General features: G+C 68.7%; 18 protein-coding genes, 2 tRNA genes and 1 pseudogene. 9 read left to right on the top strand and 12 right to left on the bottom strand.

What is annotated here, in order from left to right; all coding sequences use genetic code 11:
- Positions 1 to 24 precede the first annotated feature (24 nt).
- Positions 25 to 1020, bottom strand: a complete 996-nt coding sequence (locus HF577_RS10470; RefSeq protein WP_169395579.1) for an Ldh family oxidoreductase — start codon at positions 1018 to 1020, stop codon at positions 25 to 27.
- 257 nt (positions 1021 to 1277) lie between these two features.
- Between HF577_RS10470 and HF577_RS10465 the strand changes: the two genes are divergently transcribed.
- Together HF577_RS10465 and HF577_RS10460 are read left to right on the top strand one after the other, a co-directional pair.
- Positions 1278 to 2270, top strand: coding sequence for an undecaprenyl-diphosphate phosphatase (locus tag HF577_RS10465; RefSeq protein ID WP_169395578.1), 993 nt, complete (start codon positions 1278 to 1280; stop codon positions 2268 to 2270).
- A gap of 188 nt (positions 2271 to 2458) precedes the next feature.
- Positions 2459 to 4081 carry an APC family permease gene (locus tag HF577_RS10460; RefSeq protein WP_246266195.1) on the top strand — a complete coding sequence of 541 codons (1623 nt, stop codon included), beginning with the start codon at positions 2459 to 2461 and terminating at the stop codon, positions 4079 to 4081.
- Between the two features lie 6 nt (positions 4082 to 4087).
- Here HF577_RS10460 and HF577_RS10455 read toward each other — a convergent pair whose 3' ends face one another.
- The 5 genes from HF577_RS10455 to HF577_RS10435 form a co-directional block, all read right to left on the bottom strand.
- On the bottom strand, positions 4088 to 4510 hold the full coding sequence (locus tag HF577_RS10455) for a hypothetical protein (protein WP_246266200.1): 423 nt from the start codon (positions 4508 to 4510) through the stop codon (positions 4088 to 4090).
- Between the two features lie 10 nt (positions 4511 to 4520).
- Positions 4521 to 5354, bottom strand: coding sequence for a heavy metal-binding domain-containing protein (locus tag HF577_RS10450; RefSeq protein WP_312859058.1), 834 nt, complete (start codon positions 5352 to 5354; stop codon positions 4521 to 4523).
- 17 nt (positions 5355 to 5371) lie between these two features.
- On the bottom strand, positions 5372 to 6253 hold the full coding sequence (locus HF577_RS10445; RefSeq protein ID WP_169395577.1) for a heavy metal-binding domain-containing protein: 882 nt from the start codon (positions 6251 to 6253) through the stop codon (positions 5372 to 5374).
- A gap of 140 nt (positions 6254 to 6393) precedes the next feature.
- Positions 6394 to 6822: a pyridoxamine 5'-phosphate oxidase family protein gene (locus tag HF577_RS10440; protein WP_169395576.1), complete on the bottom strand. Its 429-nt coding sequence runs from the start codon at positions 6820 to 6822 to the stop codon at positions 6394 to 6396.
- Between the two features lie 66 nt (positions 6823 to 6888).
- Positions 6889 to 8097 carry a cytochrome P450 gene (locus tag HF577_RS10435; protein ID WP_169395575.1) on the bottom strand — a complete coding sequence of 403 codons (1209 nt, stop codon included), beginning with the start codon at positions 8095 to 8097 and terminating at the stop codon, positions 6889 to 6891.
- 196 nt (positions 8098 to 8293) lie between these two features.
- On the opposite strand from HF577_RS10435, the gene HF577_RS10430 reads away from it, so the two are divergent.
- The 5 genes from HF577_RS10430 to HF577_RS10410 all read left to right on the top strand — a co-directional run bounded on the left by HF577_RS10430 (position 8294) and on the right by HF577_RS10410 (position 12071).
- Complete coding sequence (locus tag HF577_RS10430) at positions 8294 to 8953, top strand: MarR family transcriptional regulator (RefSeq protein ID WP_169395574.1); 660 nt, start codon at positions 8294 to 8296, stop codon at positions 8951 to 8953.
- 535 nt (positions 8954 to 9488) lie between these two features.
- Complete coding sequence (locus HF577_RS10425; protein ID WP_169395573.1) at positions 9489 to 10361, top strand: HAD family hydrolase; 873 nt, start codon at positions 9489 to 9491, stop codon at positions 10359 to 10361.
- A 156-nt stretch (positions 10362 to 10517) separates the two neighbouring features.
- Complete coding sequence (locus HF577_RS10420; RefSeq protein WP_169395572.1) at positions 10518 to 10664, top strand: hypothetical protein; 147 nt, start codon at positions 10518 to 10520, stop codon at positions 10662 to 10664.
- Positions 10665 to 11150: 486 nt separating this feature from the next.
- Positions 11151 to 11678 (top strand): hypothetical protein, encoded by a 528-nt coding sequence (locus HF577_RS10415; protein ID WP_169395571.1) that lies wholly within the window; start codon positions 11151 to 11153, stop codon positions 11676 to 11678.
- Between the two features lie 189 nt (positions 11679 to 11867).
- Positions 11868 to 12071, top strand: a complete 204-nt coding sequence (locus tag HF577_RS10410; RefSeq protein WP_169395570.1) for a hypothetical protein — start codon at positions 11868 to 11870, stop codon at positions 12069 to 12071.
- Positions 12072 to 12324: 253 nt separating this feature from the next.
- Here the strand turns inward: HF577_RS10410 and HF577_RS10405 are convergent, their stop codons facing one another.
- A complete protein-coding gene (locus HF577_RS10405) occupies positions 12325 to 12882 on the bottom strand; it encodes an AAA family ATPase (RefSeq protein WP_246266198.1) in 558 nt (185 codons plus the stop codon).
- 476 nt (positions 12883 to 13358) lie between these two features.
- On the opposite strand from HF577_RS10405, the pseudogene HF577_RS40145 reads away from it, so the two are divergent.
- A pseudogene (locus tag HF577_RS40145) lies at positions 13359 to 13616 on the top strand (N-terminal phage integrase SAM-like domain-containing protein); the annotation flags it as partial.
- A gap of 24 nt (positions 13617 to 13640) precedes the next feature.
- Entirely contained in the window at positions 13641 to 14384 is a 744-nt protein-coding gene (locus HF577_RS10395) for a tyrosine-type recombinase/integrase (protein WP_169395569.1), read from the top strand.
- 62 nt (positions 14385 to 14446) lie between these two features.
- On the opposite strand, the gene HF577_RS10390 is transcribed toward HF577_RS10395, so the two are convergent.
- From HF577_RS10390 to gyrA, 5 genes are all read right to left on the bottom strand, one after another.
- A tRNA-Ala gene (locus HF577_RS10390) sits at positions 14447 to 14522 on the bottom strand.
- Positions 14523 to 14572: 50 nt separating this feature from the next.
- Positions 14573 to 14686 (bottom strand): DLW-39 family protein, encoded by a 114-nt coding sequence (locus HF577_RS39190; protein WP_312859057.1) that lies wholly within the window; start codon positions 14684 to 14686, stop codon positions 14573 to 14575.
- Between the two features lie 34 nt (positions 14687 to 14720).
- Positions 14721 to 14794: transfer RNA gene (locus HF577_RS10385), tRNA-Ile, on the bottom strand.
- A gap of 80 nt (positions 14795 to 14874) precedes the next feature.
- On the bottom strand, positions 14875 to 15420 hold the full coding sequence (locus tag HF577_RS10380; protein ID WP_169395568.1) for a DUF3566 domain-containing protein: 546 nt from the start codon (positions 15418 to 15420) through the stop codon (positions 14875 to 14877).
- A gap of 520 nt (positions 15421 to 15940) precedes the next feature.
- The coding region (gene gyrA, locus HF577_RS10375) for a DNA gyrase subunit A (RefSeq protein WP_407692198.1) at positions 15941 to 18453 on the bottom strand (2513 nt) is incomplete at its 5' end.

The following is an 18453-nucleotide window of genomic DNA, read 5'->3' as shown; positions in this document are numbered from 1 at the left end:
CGGCAGTGCCCCGCCGCGGCGGGGTCAGTGCATGGAGGTGAGCTCGCTGAGTGCCTCCAGCACGGCCGGCTCGACGTCGATGCCCCCTGCGGCGACCCGGTCGGCACGCACGGCCACCGAGCGCTCGAACGGCATGCGCACGGCCACCGCCGGATCGACCGGACGGGTCGCCCGTACGGAGGCCGCGAACTCCGCGGTCCGCTGCTCGAACTCGGCGGCCGAGCCGAAGAGGTCCGGCCGCAGCACGAGCACGAGCATGCCGAAGTCCTCCAGCTGCGGCGGCGCGGCGGGGGACCCGGCCAGCATGCCGAGGAGCTGCACGACGATGCCGAGCCCGCTGCCCCGATGGCCACCCCAGGCGGCGAAAGCACCGGACAGCGCCGCCACCGGGTCGTCGGTCGGCTCACCTGCGGCGTCGTAGGCCGAGCCGGGCGGCAACCGGCGCCCGGTGCGGTGGGCGAGCACCGCCTGCGCGTGGATGATCTCGGAGATGCCGATGTCCCAGATCACCGGAACCTCGCCGCCGGTCGGGAACCCGAAGCAGATCGGGTTGGTGCCGAAGCGCGGCTCGGTGCCGCCGTACGGCGCCACCCACGGCGTCGCGTTCGACGCGAGCATGGCGACCATCCCGGCCCCGGTGATCATCTCCGCGTAGTACGAGAGCATGCCGGTGTACCAGGTGCGGTTCGCCCCCACCACGGCCAGACCTGATGTCCGGGCCTTCTCCACCGCGATCTCGGTGGCGCGGCGGCCCACCAGGTAGCCGATGCGGTCGGCGCCGTCGAGCTGCGCCGACACCGGCGACTCCCGCGTGATCCGCATGTCCGCACCGGTCAGCGGGGTGTGGCCGAACCGGTCGGCGATGCTGAGGATCCGGGCGAGGCCGCTGTAGGAGAGCCCGCGGAGCTCGCAGTCCATGAGGTGGTCGAGGACGATCGCGGCATCCGACCCGTCGAAGCCGAGGGCGCGCAGCGCGTCGGTGCCGAGTCGGACCGCGGTGTCGAGTGCGACGAAGGCCATGGCTCAGGCCTGCCGGCCGGGCGAGTTCACCATGGCGTCGATTCTGCGTCCTGTTCCGCCTCAGCACCGACCGGGAGCCGGCCGATCGGAATTCCCGCACAGAACGGACCAAATATCCGTGTCGGTTATTCCCGGCGGCCGGATCCTATCCGGCTTTTCCCGACATGCTCTCGCTCCGACCACCGACCCGAACCTCGATGCGGCATTTCCATTAGGGTGCGGACCGAGCGCCGATTTGCAACGAGGAGAGCACCGCAGTGGGCACCTTGAGTTGGCTGGAAGCGATCGTGATCGGTGGCCTACAGGGGGTCGCGGAGCTCTTTCCGGTATCCAGCCTCGGACACAGCGTGCTGATTCCCGCGGTGATCGGGGGCAGCTGGGCCCAGGATCTCGACGTCAGCTCACCGGAGTCGCCGTACCTGGCCTTCGTCGTCGGACTGCACGTGGCCACGGCTCTCGCTCTCGTCGTGTACTTCTGGCGCGACTGGGCCCGCATCATCCGGGGCCTCGTCACGAGCATCGTCCGCCGTGAGGTGACCGAGCCCGATCAGCGGCTGGGCTGGCTGCTGGTCGTGTCGACCATTCCGGTGGCACTCGCGGGCCTGGTACTGGAGCACGTGTTCCGCGTCTACCTGAGCAGGCCGCAGCCGACTGCCGCATTTCTCGTCGTCAACGGCGTGCTCCTGCTCGTGGGGGAGCGGCTGAGGCAACGGTCCGAAGCGCGCGACCCGGAGCCGGCGACCGTGCCACTGGCCCAGGATCCCGCCACCGTCCCCCTCGCTCGGGTCCGGGCCGACCCCGGCCATGGACGGGCGGGGCGTCGTGCGCCGGCGCCCGCAACCGCCGAGGAACTGGCGGACCGCCGGCTCGCCGAGCTTCCCCTGGGTAGAGCGGTGCTGATCGGCGCGGCGCAGATCGCCGCGCTCGCCCCGGGCATCAGCCGGTCCGGCTCCGCGATGGTCGCCGGCCTGGTCAAGGGGCTCTCCCATGCCGACGCGGCACGCTTCTCCTTCCTGCTGGCCACGCCCGTGATCCTCGCCGCCGGCCTGCTCAAGGTCGGCGACCTCGCCGGCCCTCTCGGCGACGGCATCCGGCCCCAGATCCTGGTCGGCAGCCTGTTGTCCGGAGTCGGCGCCTACGTGTCGGTGCGGTATCTCACCCGTTACTTCGAGACCCGCTCGCTACGCCCGTTCGGCATCTACTGCATCGTCGCGGGCCTTGCGTGTCTGGCCTGGTTCTGGCTGCGCTGAGCGCATCCGATCAACCAATACTTGGCATTTCGGACAGCCTCTCGGGAACCGCTCGAGCCAGGTCTCGCTACACCCTTTTACTGGCGTTAGCTCACACGTACGCTGCCACCATCGAACGGGCGAATAGCAAAGCCGAATTTACTTTGTACGTGCGCTGTCCGCAGTCCCCCTGATCGGAGTCATTCCCCATGACCGAAATCTCCGCCGGACGTGAGAGAACGGCGGTGCCCGGCCTGCGTCGTGACGTCGGGCCGATCCCGTTGATGTTCATCTCGCTGGGCTCCATCATCGGTTCCGGCTGGCTGCTGGGCGCTCTCACCGCGGCCACTGCCGCCGGCGGCGCGTCGGTGTTGTCGTGGTTGCTGGCGGGCGCCGTGATGGTGCTGCTCGCCCTCGTGCACGCCGAACTCGCGGCCGCGTACCCCTTCGCGGGCGGCACGGCCCGCTACCCCCGCATAGCCTTCGGCGCGCTGGCCGGGTTCGCGGCCGGCTGGGTGGGGTGGCTGCAGGCGGTGACCCTCGCTCCGATCGAGGTCGAGGCCGCGCTGAGCTACCTGGACCACGCCTGGCCGGGACTGGTGAACGGGGACGGCGCCCTCACCGGGCTCGGACTCGTCATCGCCGTCCTGTTGATGGCCATCTTCACCGCCATCAACATCATGGGCGTCAAGTGGCTGGCGGAGTCCAACCGGGTCACCATGCTGTGGAAGGTGGCGGTGCCGGTCCTGACCGTCATCGTGCTGATCGTGGTGTCCTTCCACGCCGGCAACTTCACCGCTGGCGGCGGTTTCGCCCCGTTCGGCGCACACGGCGTGTTCGCGGCCCTGCCGCTCGGTGTGGTGTTCGCCCTGCAGGGTTTCGAGCAGGCGGTCCAGCTGGGCGGCGAGTCGCGCAACCCCCAGCGTGACCTCCCGCGGGCCGTGATCGGTGCGGTCCTCATCGGCACGGTCATCTACATCGGGCTCGAGATCGCGTTCATCGGCGCGCTCAACCCGGCCAACCTGCTGCACGGCTGGGCGGCGCCGGTCGGCAAGGGCGACTACGGCCCCTACGCCACCCTCGCCACCACACTCGGCGTGGGCTGGCTCGCCGTCATCCTCTACATCGACGCTTTCATCTCACCTGCCGGAACCGGCCTGGTGTACATCGGCACCGCGTCGCGCCTGTCCTACGCACTCGGGCACTCCGGCTACATCCCGCGGTCGACCGCCAAGCTCAACCAGGCCGGGGTGCCGTGGGTGTCGCTGCTGCTGGCGTTCGTGGTCGGGATCATCTGCTTCCTGCCGTTCCCGAGCTGGCAGAGCCTCGTCGGCCTCATCACCTCAGCCGTCGTGATCATGTACGGCTTCGCTCCGGTCACGCTCATGGCGCTGCGTCGCAACGACCCCGACCGGGCGCGTCCCTACCGGCTCAAGGGCGCCGCCGTCATCTCGCCGATCGCCTTCATCTTCGCGAGCGAGATCGTCTACTGGGCGTCGTGGCAGACCGTCGAGAAGCTGCTGATCCTGCTCGCGGTCGGCATGGTGGTCTTCGTGATCTCGCGCCTGCTGGGCAAGCAGGCCTCGAGCGGGCCCCTGGACGGACGCGCGATGCTCTGGGTCCTGCCGTGGTTCATCGGCCTCGGGATCATCTCCTACCTGGGCCAGTACGGCGGCATCGGAGTGATCCCGCCGTGGGTCGACCTCGCCGTGGTGGCCGTGTTCGCGCTGGCGATCTTCTACATCGGCATCCAGGTCGCGCTGCCCCCGGACCGGGTGGCCGAGGCGCTCGTGATCGAGGAGGCCGAGGCCGCCGCCGAACCGGCGATCTGACCCGGCTCAGACACCGCCGGCGAGAAGCCGCTCCAGGGCCACCCGGGCCGCGGCGTCACGGGCCGCGACCCGGGTGAGGTCCTCGGCGAGTGCCTGCAACCACTGCTCGACGGTGACGGCGCGCCTGCTGATCACGACGTCCCGCACGACCTGGCGCACCTCGGCCTCCACGGTGCCGTGCGGTCCCTCGTGCAACGCCAGCTGCCTGCCCTCGCCGTGCACGACCACCGCGACCACGTGCCCCTTCCGGCCCGCGATCCGGTCACCCATCCCGCGCCGGTGGTCCACCTCCACCATCCCGGCCGGGAGGGCACCGGCCAGTGCCCCGGAGAGGACCCTCGCGTAGGAGGCGACGTCGGTGCGGTCGGATCCCAGGGTGGCCGCAAGAAGCTGCACGTCGCCCATCGGCCCGAGGCCGCTCGGCTCCATCGTCACCGCGTCACCCGTCCGTCAGCGGCAGCACGAGCTGGGGGGTCGGGATGCGATGGTCGGGGCGCAGGGGACGCACCGCCGTGCCGATGGCGAAGAACTCCGTGGTGTGACCACCCCACCGATGACCGTGCGAGAGCAGCTGCACCCCGACGATCCCTTCGGCGTGCAGTTGCTCCGCCTCCGCCTGCATCCGGCTCATCGCGAGCTCACGGGCGTCGTAGAGCGCCTCGGTGAACTGCGGCAGCTCGACGTTCTGTCCGACGTTGCCCATCGCCTGCCAGAACCGCTGGTGGGCGATGTGATAGACGCACGAGCCCATCACCATGCCCAGTGGCGCGTACCCGGCCTGCACGAGCGTCCAGAAGTCCTGTCCGGACAGGTCGGACGTGAAGGGCTGGTTCTTGTTGTTGCGCCACGACACGCCTTCGGGCGTGCGGGGCTCGTCGGCCGTCACCGCGGTGCCCACGGCGATGAACTCGGCGAGGTCGGCGCCGAACTCCTTGAACTCGATGTGCAGCCGGACCCCGACGATCCCGTCGGCACCCAGCTGGTCGGCCTCGGCCTCCATCCGCGTCATCGCGAGCTCCCGGGCGTGGTACATCGCCTGCGACAGCGTGGTGAGCTCCTGGTTGCGGTTCCATCGGCCCATCTGGAAACCGACGTGGTAGATGCTCGACCCGAGCACCAGCCCCACCGGCCGGAAACCGGCCTCCCGCACGAGCAGGAACTCGTTCACCGAGAGGTCGGAGGTGAACAGGCTCGTCGCCTGCCCGGGACGCATCTCGGCGAGGCGACGCATCGCGTCCTCGGGTACGCCCAGCGCTGTCGGGTCGGCGGTCACAGGATCTCCAGGGTGGGTCAACGGAGCGGCAGGTAGGTCAACGTCCGCGTCGGCGCCGCGGTGTCGGTGTGGAAACGCACCAGAGCGGTGCCGAAGACCGCCGCCTCGGCGACGTGGTCGCGGTGGTTCTCTCCGGGCTCGATCTCCCAGGCATGCAAGTCCATCGACGACACGATCGCGCCGTCGGCCCCCGACTCCCGCACGTGCCCGGCGAGCCGGTGCCGGGCGTCGGCCCTCGTGTGGCTGATCAGCTCGGTGTAACCGGTGACCTCCGTGTTGCCCGCGCCCCACGCGGCCTGCTGGCGGGTCTGCCAGTCGTCGTGCCGGATGGCCACCGAGATGCCGTAGACGAGGTCGGTCGGCATCCAGCCGGCCGCGACGAGCTTGGCGACGTCCTGTCCCGGCAGGTGGGTGCTGAAGATCCGGGACGGTCGGACGCTGCCGCGAGCACGCACACCGGTGCCCAGCGCGGTGAACTCACGCGCGCCGCCGTCGAGCTGGGACATCACGAGTCCGACCCCGACGACGCCGTCGGCGCCGATCGTCGCCGCCTCCTGAGCCATACGGCTCATCGCGGTGCCGTAGCCGCGGTAGAGCGCGTCCACGTAGGGACGGAAGCCCGCGAACCGGGTGGGCGCCGACGACGTGATCGTGGGGGTGGCCCACCCCCCGTAGGCGCCGCCATAGACACCGCCGTAGATACCGCAGCCCTGGTACCCGGTCCAGCCGATCTGCTGGACCATCGAGCCCATCACCTCTCCGACGGGCTCGAACCCGGCCACCTGCAAGCCGGCCGCCGCCGGCGCCGAGAGCAACGACGTCCAGGCGCCACCCGCTGCCGCCCGCCGCGCCCGCTCGGCCGCAACAGGCGGCAGCCCATGCCCGTCCCAGTCGGCCACGTCGTCCTCCGCGCTTCATTCCCCACTTCGGACACTAGTCCTCTCCGAGGACCCGGTGGGCGCGGAAAAAGGCACGTCAGGGACGGTATGGACGATGGGTACGAATCCTCTCGCCCGTCCGGGCGGTGTGCCGAGTCAGGTCAGGACGAGCCCCCCAGATCCGCCGAGTGCCACCGCTCCGGGCGCAGGAAGATGCAGATCTGCTCACCGTGGTCGGCCTTCGCGAACTCGACGTAGGCGGCGACCTCGTCCGGCGGCAGATACCGCCTGCTGATCTCCCACAGGTGCTCGTCCGTGCCCGGAACGGTCCGCGAGACCGGCCCTTCCACCGACACGTACCTTATCGTCGGTTCGACACGATCGACCATCAACGTGAAGCGGCCCGCGGCCCGGATGAGCTCCGCCTTCACGGATGCGACCGAGGTGAGCACCCAGACCTCGCCGCCCGGGGCGTACTGGTACCACATGGGCACGGTCAGGGGGCCGCGATCCGGCCCTGCGGACACGGACAGCGCGGCGATGCGCGGCTCGGCCAGGAACTTCTGTCGCTCTTCCAGGGACAACGCCATGTGATCGAGCGTAGGACCCGACCCCGACAAACCCGGCGTTGATCGAGCCCGGTCACCGGCTTGCGGTCACACGTCCCAGGTGACCGGGAGGCTCTTCACCCCGTAGATGTCCGCGGTCTCGGGGCGCAGGCCGACCTCTTCAGGAGCTACGGCCAGGCGCAGCGTGGGAAAGCGGTTGACCAGCGCGGGGAACGCGACGCGCATCTCGACGCGGGCCAGTTGCTGACCCAGGCACTGGTGGATGCCGTGGCCGAAGGCCAGGTGCCCGCCGTCCTGCCTGCGGAGATCGAGCACCTGGGGATCGGCGAAGCGCTCAGGGTCGCGGTTCGCGGTGTTGTACGACAGGATGACGGCGGTACCGGCCTCGATGGTCTGGCCACCCAGCTCCACGTCCTCCAGCGCTGTCCTCATGAACGTCTTGGCGACGCTGAGATACCGCAGCAGCTCCTCCACGGCCTGGTCGGCGAGCGTGGGATCGACGCGCAGCGCAGCCAGCTGTGCCGGGTTGCGCAGCAGCGCGAAGGTGCCCAGCGCCAGCATGTTCGCGGTGGTGTCGAGCCCGGCCGCCAGCAGGATCAGACTCATCCCGCGCAGCTCCTCATCGCTCAGATCACTGTCGGTGAGGTCGCTGAGCACGTCGTCGGTAGGGTTCGCGCGCTTGGCGGCCACCAGCTCCGCGAGGTAGGTCTGGGTCGCGGTGTAGGCCGCCATCAGGTCCTCGTCGCTCGTCTCCCCGCTCATGAACGACTCGACCTGCTTCTGGAAGTAGCCCCGGTCCTCGTACGGCACCCCCAGCAGCTCGCAGATCATGATGGCGGGGATGGGCGTGGCGAACGCGGTCACCAGGTCCGTCGGCGGCCCGGCCTTCTCCATGGCGTCCAGGTGCTCGGCGGTGATCTGTTCCACGCGCTCGGTGAGCTGCCGCATCCGCCGCACGGTGAACTTGCCCACCAGCGGTTTCCGGTAGCGCCCGTGCTGTGGCTCGTCCATGAGGAGAAACTCGCCGGGCGCCGCCGGCGGGACCTCCACGCCGGTGTAGTCGATCAACGGGTGGTGGAACATGAGCTCCTTGCGTGAGCTGAACCGCGAGTCGGCCAGCACCGACCGGACCAGGTCGTATCCGGTGATCAGCCAGCCCTCGTGCCCGTCAGGGAAGGGGTAACGGCTGATGGGGCCGTGCCGACGGGCGTCGGTCAGCTCTGCCGGCGGGTCGAAGGGGCAGCCCGGCTGACGCGCCGTCGGCAGCGTCGCGACGGTGTGGACGGACTCACTCATGATCATTCCCGATCTCGCGATGGAGCATGTTCGGTTCGAGCGGAAAGCTACGTTGCATTCAGAATTGCGTCAAAGATCTAGATGCGTTTTCCCAGATAGACGAGGGAAACTGGTGCGATGACGCTGGGCCCGAACGCAATGCTGCGTTGCAATTGCTGACGGCGAAGGCAATAGTGGCGGCGTGCCGAGAGGACGGTTGACCCAGCAGGACCGCCAGCGCATCGCGGCCGGCCTCGCCGCCCGGCTCTCCTACGCTGAGATCGCCAGGCGGCTCGACCGTCCGACCTCGACGATCAGCCGGGAGGTCGGACGCAACGGCGGCCCTCACGGCTACCGGCCCCAGCAGGCGCACCGAGCGACGGTCCAGCGGGCGCGGCGTGGCACACCGGCGCCCCCGCGCGAGGCCGGATCGCCCACCAGCGCGGTGGAAGAGGAGATCATCGAGATGGCGGTCCGGACGGGGCTGCCGAGAATGACGGCGCGCGTGCACCTCGACCTGTTGCTGTCCGAGGACGGCAGGCGCTCCGCGGCAGAGCTGACCAGGAGGCTGAACGTCAGCCCGGCCTCCGTCTCCGTGGCCGTGAACTACCTGGTCCAGCACGGGTATGTCCGGCGAGAGCGTGATCCGCAGCGACGTCGCGACATCTACGTGGTCGACGACGCCGCCTGGTACCACTCGGTCGTACTCGGAGCGCAGCAGACGCTCGAGTCGGCGCGGGCCGCGACGGCGGCGGCGGAGAAGCTCGGGCTCGACAGGCCCGTGGGGCAGCGAATGGCCAGAACAGGGGCGTTCCTGGAGCGGGTCAGCCTGGACGTCATCGAGTCGGCCGATCGCTGGCGCGCCCTCCTGGCGTGATGGGTCCGAGCCCGATCACCTGGAGTGCCGGCCGACCAGTTCCTGCCGATCTCCACCGACCCGTGTCAGGTGACTGGCCGGCTGCAGCGGCGCCAGGAGGTCACCGCAGAGATGAGCCGCAGGACAGGCGCCGCGAGGGGCGACAGTCCATGAGCGTGTGGCATGGCACGCCCGCTGACCGGGCGACCTCACCGGAGGCCGTTATTGCTGGTGGAGACGAGGGGAATCGAACCCCTAACCCCCGCCTTGCAAATGTGGATCAGCGGCCACGACGAGGGCATTCGCGCAGCTCCGCGAGCGTCTGCGTGTGTCCGTAGTGACCGTGGTTGACCGGACCCTGTGGCACGGGTGTGGCACGTGAGGCGTTTGACTGCCAGGCAATCGCGCTACGGCTCTGATCCGGCTACTCGCCGCTTACCTGCTGGTAGCTCCGTCCATGGGAGTCCAGAGCGATCCGCCCTTCTGTGGCGCGGTTGTCACTCAGTTTGTCGCTCAGCCTGGCTCGCCGTCGATCGCCAGATCGACAGCGTCCGCCATGCTGGCGGGTCTCGCGGATCTCGCGAAGGAAACGGCGGCGAAGGCGGAGGAAACGCCGATAGCGGAGTGCACGAGGTCTCGGATCCCTTCCGGCGACCTGGGTAGTCTCGGCGGTGTGTTGCTGCCTCGACTGATCGCTACCGATCTTGACGGTACGCTCCTGCGGCCCGACGGCGCGGTGTCCGATCGGACGCTGGCGGCCTTGCGAGCGATAACCGAGCTCGGGGCGACAGTGGTGTTCGTGACCGCTCGCCCTCCCCGACAGCTAGACAAACTCGCCGAGCGTCTTCGCCTGTCGGGTCCTGCAGTCTGCAGCAACGGCGCCATCGTCTACACCCTGTCGTCGCACGTCTTCGCCGAGGTGCACGCCCTGGAGGTGAAAACGGTGCGTGAGGTCGTCAAGGCCCTCGCTGGAACGCTTCCAGATGTCAGGTTCGCTGTCGATACCGGACGAATGGCATACGACGGACCCGGTTACGACTGGCCCAGCCCCGACGATCGGAAGGGAGCCCGAGTACGCATCGATGACGCGGAACAGCTTTGGGGGGTCGGGGACCCGATCGTCAAGCTGCTCGCCTGGTCACCCCGGCTGGATACGTACTCGATGCTGTCGATTGCGGCCGAGGCAGTGCAGCAGGTTGCTGAAATCACCTGTTCGAGCGCGGTGGGTCCGCTAGAAGTCAGCGCGCCCGGGGTAACGAAGGCCAGCACGGTGGCGGGCCTTTGTGGCTCGTTGGGAGTCAACAGGTCCGAGGTGATTGCATTCGGCGACATGCCGAACGACCTGAGCCTTCTCCGTTGGGCCGGCGCTGGGTACGCGATGGCGAATGCCCACCCCAGCGTGCTTTCCGCGGTCCCCTTACACACTTAGAGCACATCCTGGACGGCCTCTCGGATGAACCGCTGCCGAGCCACTTCGAAGGTCGTACGGCGGCACGTCGACCCGGCGCAGCCCGAGACCACCAGCCCACGCCTTCCTGATCTCGGAGCGGCTCGACGCCACCCGACCGAACTTGCAAAGAAGTACATGGTGCAGCGGGTAATGGGCCACGAGCGCGCGTCGACGACGCTGGATCTCTACACACGCCGCACCGACGACTCCTTTCGCATCTTGCGTGAGCTCGACGACCAGACGCCGGAGGACGGCCCGACTGGCGCCCTCGTGCCCGCCTGATGCCTTCCTGCTGCCTATCGCGCTAATACAACGACGAACGCGATCTGGTCGGAAGCTCTCAAAAGAGCCTCTGAACAGGACATTTGCTATGGCGATAATGGAATCGAACCAGTGACCTTTTCGGTGTGAACGCGGATTTGGCGTGTCCTGTCGTGCCGCTCAGGACCGTTGCGGTTGGTAGTAGTGCCATCGAGCGCTCGGCGAAATCAGCATGTGCCGATGCTGGTGATGCCTCTCTGCTGCCTCTCCAGCCCATCAGACGCACGTTGACCCGAGGCGTAATTGAAGCGGCTGAGGGCGGCTCACGGCGCATCGGCGACCCGGGGTAACGGTCGGGCAGAGGTCCACAGGGATGTCGGCAGGGTGCCCAGGGCGGAAGCGCGGCAGGATGGGAGTATCGCGGACGTGTCGGCGTCGGTTGCGCAATCAGTTGGTGAGTGCAGGCTGAGTCGCACGAGGTCTCGCCGGAAGCCGGGCGCTCGTTGGATGATCGTGGTGACGGTGCTACTGACGGCGGCGCACCTGTTCGTGCTGTCCGTAGGGGCAGCATCGCCAGCGTGGGCATCCTGCGCGGCCGGAACTCCGCGGCTATCGGATGCGGCCTTCAGCGGCACCGTCATTCAGACGACACGAGCGGGGCGCATCGCTCAGGTTCGGACGGACGCGGGCTTGATGGTGGAGGTGCGCGGCACGGATGCCATCGACCCTCCCGGCGGGGGCGCCGCCACGTCGGTGGATCGCTCCTACGTGACCGGCCAGCGGTACGAGTTCCATCCGATCAACTCCACGTCGCCGTACTCCGACAACAACTGCACTGCGACCCACGAGCTGCCAGCCTCACCCTCGACGTCGGCTGCTCCTGCTGGTGCGGTTTCATCTGCGGCGCCCGCCGAGTCGCCAATTCTGGGGTGGGTCATCGCGCTCGGCGCGCTCGGCGCGCTCGGCGGGGTCATCGTTCTGACATGCGTGCTGGTCGTTCGCGTACGGCGCCGACGATCAACGAACTTGACGTAATCGACAGCGCGACCTGTGTCAGCGGTAGTTGGTGAACCGTGTCCAACCAGGGGCTTTCAGCCCCGCAACGCTCTGAGCTGCCGAGCAGTGTCAGGGCGTGTCGTCCTGTGATACCCCAGATCAGCTGCCACTGTACCGGATCTGTACCGGGCCCTTTGACCAGCGGCGCAGCGTGGGCATCATCGGCGCATGACCGCCGAGAACCCACCACGACCAACGCCGGCAGAACTTATCGAGGGGGCACTGGCCCGAGTGGAGAACGTACGCGACACACCCTCCGATCCACCGGGCAAGGAATGGCACTTCGCGCTGGGCGTCCTGTTCGCCCTCACCACGACTGGACAGCTGGACCGGCAGTCCTCCGCAACAGTTCGAGGCTCGCATTCATCGTGAACGCGACCGCTTGCTCGGAGTTGATCAATAACTCGGCGTTGTAGCCGGAGTCGTCACGCCCTCCAGGACGGCCCGAAGTGGACGCCCGAACTCATCGGTGTGAACCTGGAAGCGACAGCTTGAGTGCCGACGTCCGGTGCCGCCTTGTGCCACCTGATCTGCGGTTTCCTGACGTCCTGTGTCAGCAGAGGTCGGGCACGCCTACCCGGCCCGCTCCGGGAATGCTCCGAGTCCACGCCCGCCTGGGCACCGCTCACATGTCCAGACGCGGGAGCGTGGGCCATCGATCAGACGCCCAGGCGGGCCAGCTGCCGAACGGTACTGGAGGCGGAGGGATCGAAGAACCTTCGAACTCGGCCGCCGTCGGGGGCGTGAAGGACCCTAGGAATCGCTCGTGATCGGCCACGGTCATCTCGAAGGTCTCCTCGGGAGCCTCGCGCCACCGCGCCGTCGCTCGTTCTCTGCGCTCCTCCTCCGGAAGAGTCACGTAGTGTAGCTCGAAGTCCGCATCGGCGAGCTCGGCGATCACGCGGAGAGCGTATCGCTCGTCACTAGACCAGCATCCGAAGTCCAGGATCACGGAGCCACCCACCCGCAAGACGTGGCGGGCAACCCAGATAAGCCGACCCTCCAGAACGTCGCGCTTCCCCCCGAAGTCGACCCACCGGACTCCGAACAGCGGCACCATCCACTCATCAGGCGTCAGCCGCAGGGCTCCGCTGCCCCGCTCCAACTCGCGCGCAAGGGTCGTCTTGCCCACCCCCGGCAAGCCGACCGTGAGATGTAACGTCGGCCTCATGGTCACGAGCATCACCCTGCCGCAGCGTGGGACAGGAGCGCCATTGGGTTAGGGAGCCAGCCGATCACCGCCCAGCAGCAAAGATCGTCCGCCCGAGCCCGCTTCGCCGGGCGCCCTTTGACTGCCAGCCACTCGCGCGAGGTGTCGGAACCGGCTCGATGGTGCCCTCCTGCTGGCGACAGTGTCCGCCAAAGTCCGGCTCCGTTCGCACTCCTGCACAGCGGTTGTCACTCAGTTAGTCACTCATCGGCGGCCCGGCCAGCCCGCACAGCCACCAGCCGACCACCGGGTATCCGAGCCACAACGGATCTGTGTGGCATCTCGTCGACCTGGCGCAGCCCGACCGCGCGGCATCCCGGGCGCAGCCTGTCACCGTTCCGCCGGCCGATCCTGACAAGCCTGCGTCCGGGATGCCGTGTGGTAGCCCTCGAGGAGGTCAATGAGATGCCGCACCCGCTTCACCCCATCCGCAACTCCACTGCCCCAGCCTGGCCATCCCGTTCCTCACCAAACGCGATGCCGATCAGTGGCTGACGATCACCGAGTCGGAGGTCCTCCGGGGAGACTGGATCGACCCGTGGCAGTCCGCGGTAAAGCTCGGCGACTTCGGGCAACGCTGGATCAAAGAGCGCACTCTGCGGCCTCGGACGCGCGACGACTACGAGGGCATCTTCCGCAACCACATCGACCCGCACCTCGGCGCGCTTCCTGTCGGTGAGATCGGGACCTCGACAGTCCGGCAGTGGCGGGCGCAACTACTCGACGGCGGGATGGGCGAGAACCGGGCGGCGAAGGTGTACCGGCTGCTGCGGGCGATCCTGTACACCGCGGTCGACGACGGGATGATCAAGCGGAACCCCTGCCGGATCAAGGGGGCAGACCGCGAGCGGGAGGCGGCCCGCCCGGTTGCCACGGTGCTACAGGTCTACGCGCTGGCAGATGCAGTACCCGCGCGGTTCCGGACGCTCGTGCTGCTGGGGGCGTTCACGAGCCTGCGGTGGGGTGAGCTGGTGAACCTGCGCCGAGTCGACATCGACCTGGTCAACGGCATCGTCGAAGTGACGAGAACCCTGAGCGAACGCGACGATGGCACGCTCGCCGACGGGCACACCAAGTCCGACGCCGGCGTCCGTACGGTGGCCGTGCCAACGCTGGTCCTGCCCGATCTCATGGGGCACGTCGCCGAGCACGTCGAAGAAGATCCCGCGGCGTTCGTGTTCCTCGGTGAGCTGGGCGGCCGACTGCGGCGCAGCAACTTCCGTCGCGCGACGAGGTGGTCGTCGACTGTGCAGGCGGTGGGCCTGCCAGCCAACTTCCACTTTCACGACCTGCGACACACCGGTAACCAGCTCGCCGCCGAGGCTGGCGCGACCACCCGCGAACTCATGCGCCGAATGGGACACAGCACAGTCCGTGCAGCGATGCGCTACCAGCACTCGACCGATCGCCGGGACCGTGAGATCGCCGCGGAGATGGGTCGCAGGGCAGGCGCCGCGAAGGAGGACAGCTCATGAGCGGTGTGGCACGTATGTGGCACGGCCCCTGGCCTGACGATCTCGCTAGGGGCCGTTATTGCTGGTGGAGACGAGGGGAATCGAACCCCTAACCCCCGCCTTGCAAAGGCGGTGCTCTGCCAATTGAGCTACGTCCCCATGCTGAGCGAGGACGTTACCCGCCCGCGGTGGGCGGGAGCACACCAGGCTCAGTTGTTGGTGGCGTCATGCCAGAGGTCGTTGTCCGAACGGGACGCACGGACCTTCGAGAACACAAGGGCGCCTGCGGCGATTGCGGCGACGACAGCGATGATCTTCTTCACGGGTTCACGTCCTGCCTGTCCCGGGGATGGGTAGTGGGCCCAGCTGGATTTGAACCAGCGACCTCGTCGTTATCAGCGACGCGCTCTAACCAACTGAGCTATGGGCCCCTGCGGCGGAGACGAGATTACCCCAGCGTCTCCAGCCGCCCCCCACCGGCTCCCCCTTCCGGAGGACCGCCGGTCGGGGGTCAGTCGCGCTCGGAGAGCGTGACCTCGATGCCGCCGACGAGGTCGGCCGACACGTTGTAGACGAACGCCCCGATCGTGACGGCGACGGCGAAGAGCAGGCTGTTGATCGCGCCGATGACCGCCGCGAGCCCGAACACGCGCCCGGCACTGATCAGCGGGCTGCCGGTCGGGGTCTCACCCGACACCAGGTCGGCGTAGGTGCCGTTGAGCCGGTCCCAGACACCCATCCCGTCGAGGATGCCGTACAGCACCCCGATCGCGACCATCCAGATGAAGAACAGCACCACGGCCAGCACGAGACCGAGCTTCAGTACCGACCACGGATCGAGGCGCTTGAGCTGCAGCGCCGCCTGGCGCGGCGGGCGGCTACGCCTGGGCCGACCGGTCGCGAGCGAGTCGCTGTCCGCCGCTGGCTCGGTCTCCGACGAACCGTCGCCGTGGGTGGCGGGCTCGAGGAAGGTGGTGGGGGCTTCTTCGAGCAGGCCACCGGCAGGTCGCTCGTCGGCGGCCTTCTCGGGCTTCTCCGGCGCGTCCTTCCCCGGCATCCGGTGCCACGGTGGCGGCCCCGCTGCCGGGCCAGGGGACGGAGCCGGACCTGGAGACGCGGCGGGACGCGCGCCCGACGATCCCGAGGACGGACGCGCCGCCGCAGCACGAGAGGCCTCCGCGGGCTCCGGCGCCGGCTGCGGGCCGGAGCCGTTCTCCGCTGTGGTCAACCGCAACTCCGTGGTGACCGCCTCGGGCCCCTCCGGATCGAGCAGGGGCGAGTCGCGCTCGTCCTTCGGCCGTGCGACGGCACCCTCCGACACGCGCACCGCGGGAGCGACCGGTTCCTGGGCCGGTGTACCGGCAGGGGCGCCGGCCCCGTTCGCGACAGGCGCCTCTGCGGAACCCGCGGCCCCCTCCGGAGCGGCGACCTCGGCGCCATCAGCACGCTGCTGAGCAGCAGCGGACTCTCCGGTGGTCACCCGGCCACGGCCGTCGGGCTCACTCGATTTTCGCGTCTTGTCGTTCACGAGGTGAACGTCTCCTCGGGGCCAGGTGGGGTGTTGCCGGCTCGGCGCATCACTGCTCGGCGGTGGTAGCGCCGTTCAGGTCCGCATCGTCCGCGTCGTCCTCCGCGTTGCGGGCGACCGCCAGGAGGGTGGCGCTTTCACCGAGATTCATCAGGCGCACTCCCTTCGTCTGACGGCCGGCCTTGCGTACCTCGCGGGCCGACGTGCGAATCACCCCTCCGGTCGAGGTGATCGCGTACAGCTCGTCGTCGATGCCGACGATGAGCGCGCCAACCAGAGTGCCACGGCGCCGGTCGTACTGAAGCGTGAGAACACCCTTACCCCCGCGACCCTGCACGGGGTAGTCCTCGATCGGCGTACGTTTCGCGTAGCCGCCCGCCGTGGCGACCAGCACGAACTTGTCCTGCTGGACGACGCCGAGCGAAAGCAGCCGGTCGCCCGAGTTGAAGCGCATCCCCAGCACCCCGGACGTGGCGCGTCCCATCGGCCGGAGCACCTCGTCGCTGGCCGTGAACCGGATGGACTGGCCCTCGGCGGACACCAGCAGCAGGTCGTCCTCAGCCGAGCAGAGCACCGCACCGACCAGTTCGTCGTCCTCGCGCAGGTTGATGCCGATCAGGCCGCCCGTGCGGGGCGAGTCGAAGTCGGTGAGCCGCGACTTCTTCACCAGGCCGGTGCGGGTGGCGAGCACCAGGTAGGGCGCCGCCTGGTAGTCGCTGATCTGCATGACCTGGGCGATGTGCTCGTCGGGCTGGAAGGCGAGCAGGTTGGCGACGTGCTGGCCGCGGGCGTTGCGGTTGGCTTCCGGCAGCTCGTAGGCCTTGAGCCGGTAGACCCGCCCCTTGTTGGTGAAGAACAGCATCCAGTCGTGTGTGGAGCACACGAAGAAGTGGGCGACGATGTCGTCCTGCTTCAGCGTGGCGCCCTGCACGCCCTTGCCGCCGCGCTTCTGCGCCCGGTAGAGGTCGGTCTTCGTGCGCTTCGCATAGCCGGTCTGCGTGATCGTGACGACCACGTCCTCGACGGCGATGAGGTCCTCGTTGGTGACGTCGCCGTCGTCGGCCACGATGCGGGTGCGCCGGTCGTCGCCGTGCTTCTCGACGATCTCGGTGAGCTCGTCGCGGACGATCTGCCGCTGGCGCTCGGGCCTGGCGAGGATGTCCTGCAGGTCGGCGATCTCCCGCTCGATCTCGGCGAGCTCGTCGATGATCTTCTGGCGCTCGAGTGCGGCGAGGCGCCGCAGCTGCATGTCGAGGATCGCCTGGGCCTGGATCTCGTCGACGTCGAGCAGCTGGATCAGGCCGTCGCGGGCGACGTCGACCGTCTCCGACGCGCGGATCAGCGCGATGACCTCGTCGAGCGCGTCGAGCGCCTTGACGTAGCCGCGCAGGATGTGGGCCCGCTCCTCCTTCTTGCGGAGGCGGTAGCGGGTGCGCCGGACGATGACCTCGATCTGGTGGCGGATGTAGTTGCGCACCACCTGGTCGAGCCGCAGGGTGCGCGGCACGCCGTCGACGATCGCCAGCATGTTGACGCCGAAGCCGTACTGCAGCTGGGTGTGCTTGTAGAGGTTGTTCAGCACGACCTTGGCGACGGCGTCCCGCTTGAGCGTGATGACGATGCGCATGCCGACGCGGTCGGAGGACTCGTCGTTGATCTCGGCGATCCCGGCGATCTTGCCGTCGCGGTGCTGCGCGGCGATCGACTCGATCAGGTTGTCCGGGTTGACCTGGTAGGGCAGCTCGGTGACCACGAGGATGGCGCGCCCCTTGGCGTCCTCCTCGACCTCCACCACGGCGCGCATCCGCACCGAGCCGCGACCCGTGCGGTACGCCTGCTCGATGCCGTCGCGGCCGACGATCAGCCCGGCGGTGGGGAAGTCGGGGCCCTTGACGCGCTCCATGAGCGCGGCGAGCAGCTCCTCGTCGGTGGCCTCCCAGTTGTCCAGCGCCCACACGACGCCGGCGCCGACCTCACGCAGGTTGTGCGGCGGCACGTTGGTGGCCATGCCGACGGCGATCCCGGCGCTGCCGTTGATGAGCAGGTTGGGCACCCGCGACGGCAGGACGAGTGGCTCCTGCGTCTTGCCGTCGTAGTTGTCGGCGAAGTCGACGGTCTCCTCGTCGATGTCCTGCAGCATCGCCATGGCCAGCGGCGACAGGCGGCACTCGGTGTAGCGCATCGCCGCAGCCGGGTCGTTGCCGCGGGACCCGAAGTTGCCCTGCCCGTCGATCAGCGGGTAGCGCAGCGCCCAGGGCTGGGCCAGCCGCACGAGCGCGTCGTAGATCGAGGAGTCACCGTGCGGGTGGTAGTTCCCCATCACCTCGCCCACGACGCGCGCGCACTTGACGTAGCTGCGGTCGGGGCGGAAGCCGTTCTCCCCCATCGAGTACAGGACGCGCCGGTGCACCGGCTTGAGCCCGTCCTCGACCAGCGGCAGCGCGCGGCCGACGATGACGCTCATCGCGTAGTCGATGTAGGAGCGCTGCATCTCCTGCTGGATGTCGACCGGTTCGGTTCGGTCGCCACCGCCGGGCGGTGGGGGCAGGGTGGGGTCGAGGG

It is taken from the genome of Pseudonocardia xinjiangensis, from assembly GCF_012911925.1.
Lineage (GTDB): Bacteria > Actinomycetota > Actinomycetes > Mycobacteriales > Pseudonocardiaceae > Pseudonocardia > Pseudonocardia xinjiangensis.
The sequence above is the reverse complement of the archived record's forward strand: the minus strand, read 5'-3'. Positions and strand labels throughout refer to the sequence as shown.

What these genes read in the sequence shown, in the direction of transcription:
- HF577_RS10470 (WP_169395579.1), bottom strand. Translation starts at nt 1,020, where the DNA reads ATGGCCTTCGTCGCACTCGACACCGCGGTCCGACTCGGCACCGACGCG.
- HF577_RS10460 (WP_246266195.1), top strand. Translation starts at nt 2,459, where the DNA reads ATGACCGAAATCTCCGCCGGACGTGAGAGAACGGCGGTGCCCGGCCTG.
- HF577_RS10455 (WP_246266200.1), bottom strand. Translation starts at nt 4,510, where the DNA reads ATGGAGCCGAGCGGCCTCGGGCCGATGGGCGACGTGCAGCTTCTTGCG.
- HF577_RS10440 (WP_169395576.1), bottom strand. Translation starts at nt 6,822, where the DNA reads ATGGCGTTGTCCCTGGAAGAGCGACAGAAGTTCCTGGCCGAGCCGCGC.
- HF577_RS10435 (WP_169395575.1), bottom strand. Translation starts at nt 8,097, where the DNA reads ATGAGTGAGTCCGTCCACACCGTCGCGACGCTGCCGACGGCGCGTCAG.
- HF577_RS10425 (WP_169395573.1), top strand. Translation starts at nt 9,489, where the DNA reads ATGCTGGCGGGTCTCGCGGATCTCGCGAAGGAAACGGCGGCGAAGGCG.
- HF577_RS10420 (WP_169395572.1), top strand. Translation starts at nt 10,518, where the DNA reads ATGGTGCAGCGGGTAATGGGCCACGAGCGCGCGTCGACGACGCTGGAT.
- HF577_RS10415 (WP_169395571.1), top strand. Translation starts at nt 11,151, where the DNA reads ATGATCGTGGTGACGGTGCTACTGACGGCGGCGCACCTGTTCGTGCTG.
- HF577_RS10410 (WP_169395570.1), top strand. Translation starts at nt 11,868, where the DNA reads ATGACCGCCGAGAACCCACCACGACCAACGCCGGCAGAACTTATCGAG.
- HF577_RS10405 (WP_246266198.1), bottom strand. Translation starts at nt 12,882, where the DNA reads ATGCTCGTGACCATGAGGCCGACGTTACATCTCACGGTCGGCTTGCCG.
- HF577_RS10395 (WP_169395569.1), top strand. Translation starts at nt 13,641, where the DNA reads ATGGGCGAGAACCGGGCGGCGAAGGTGTACCGGCTGCTGCGGGCGATC.
- HF577_RS10380 (WP_169395568.1), bottom strand. Translation starts at nt 15,420, where the DNA reads ATGCCGGGGAAGGACGCGCCGGAGAAGCCCGAGAAGGCCGCCGACGAG.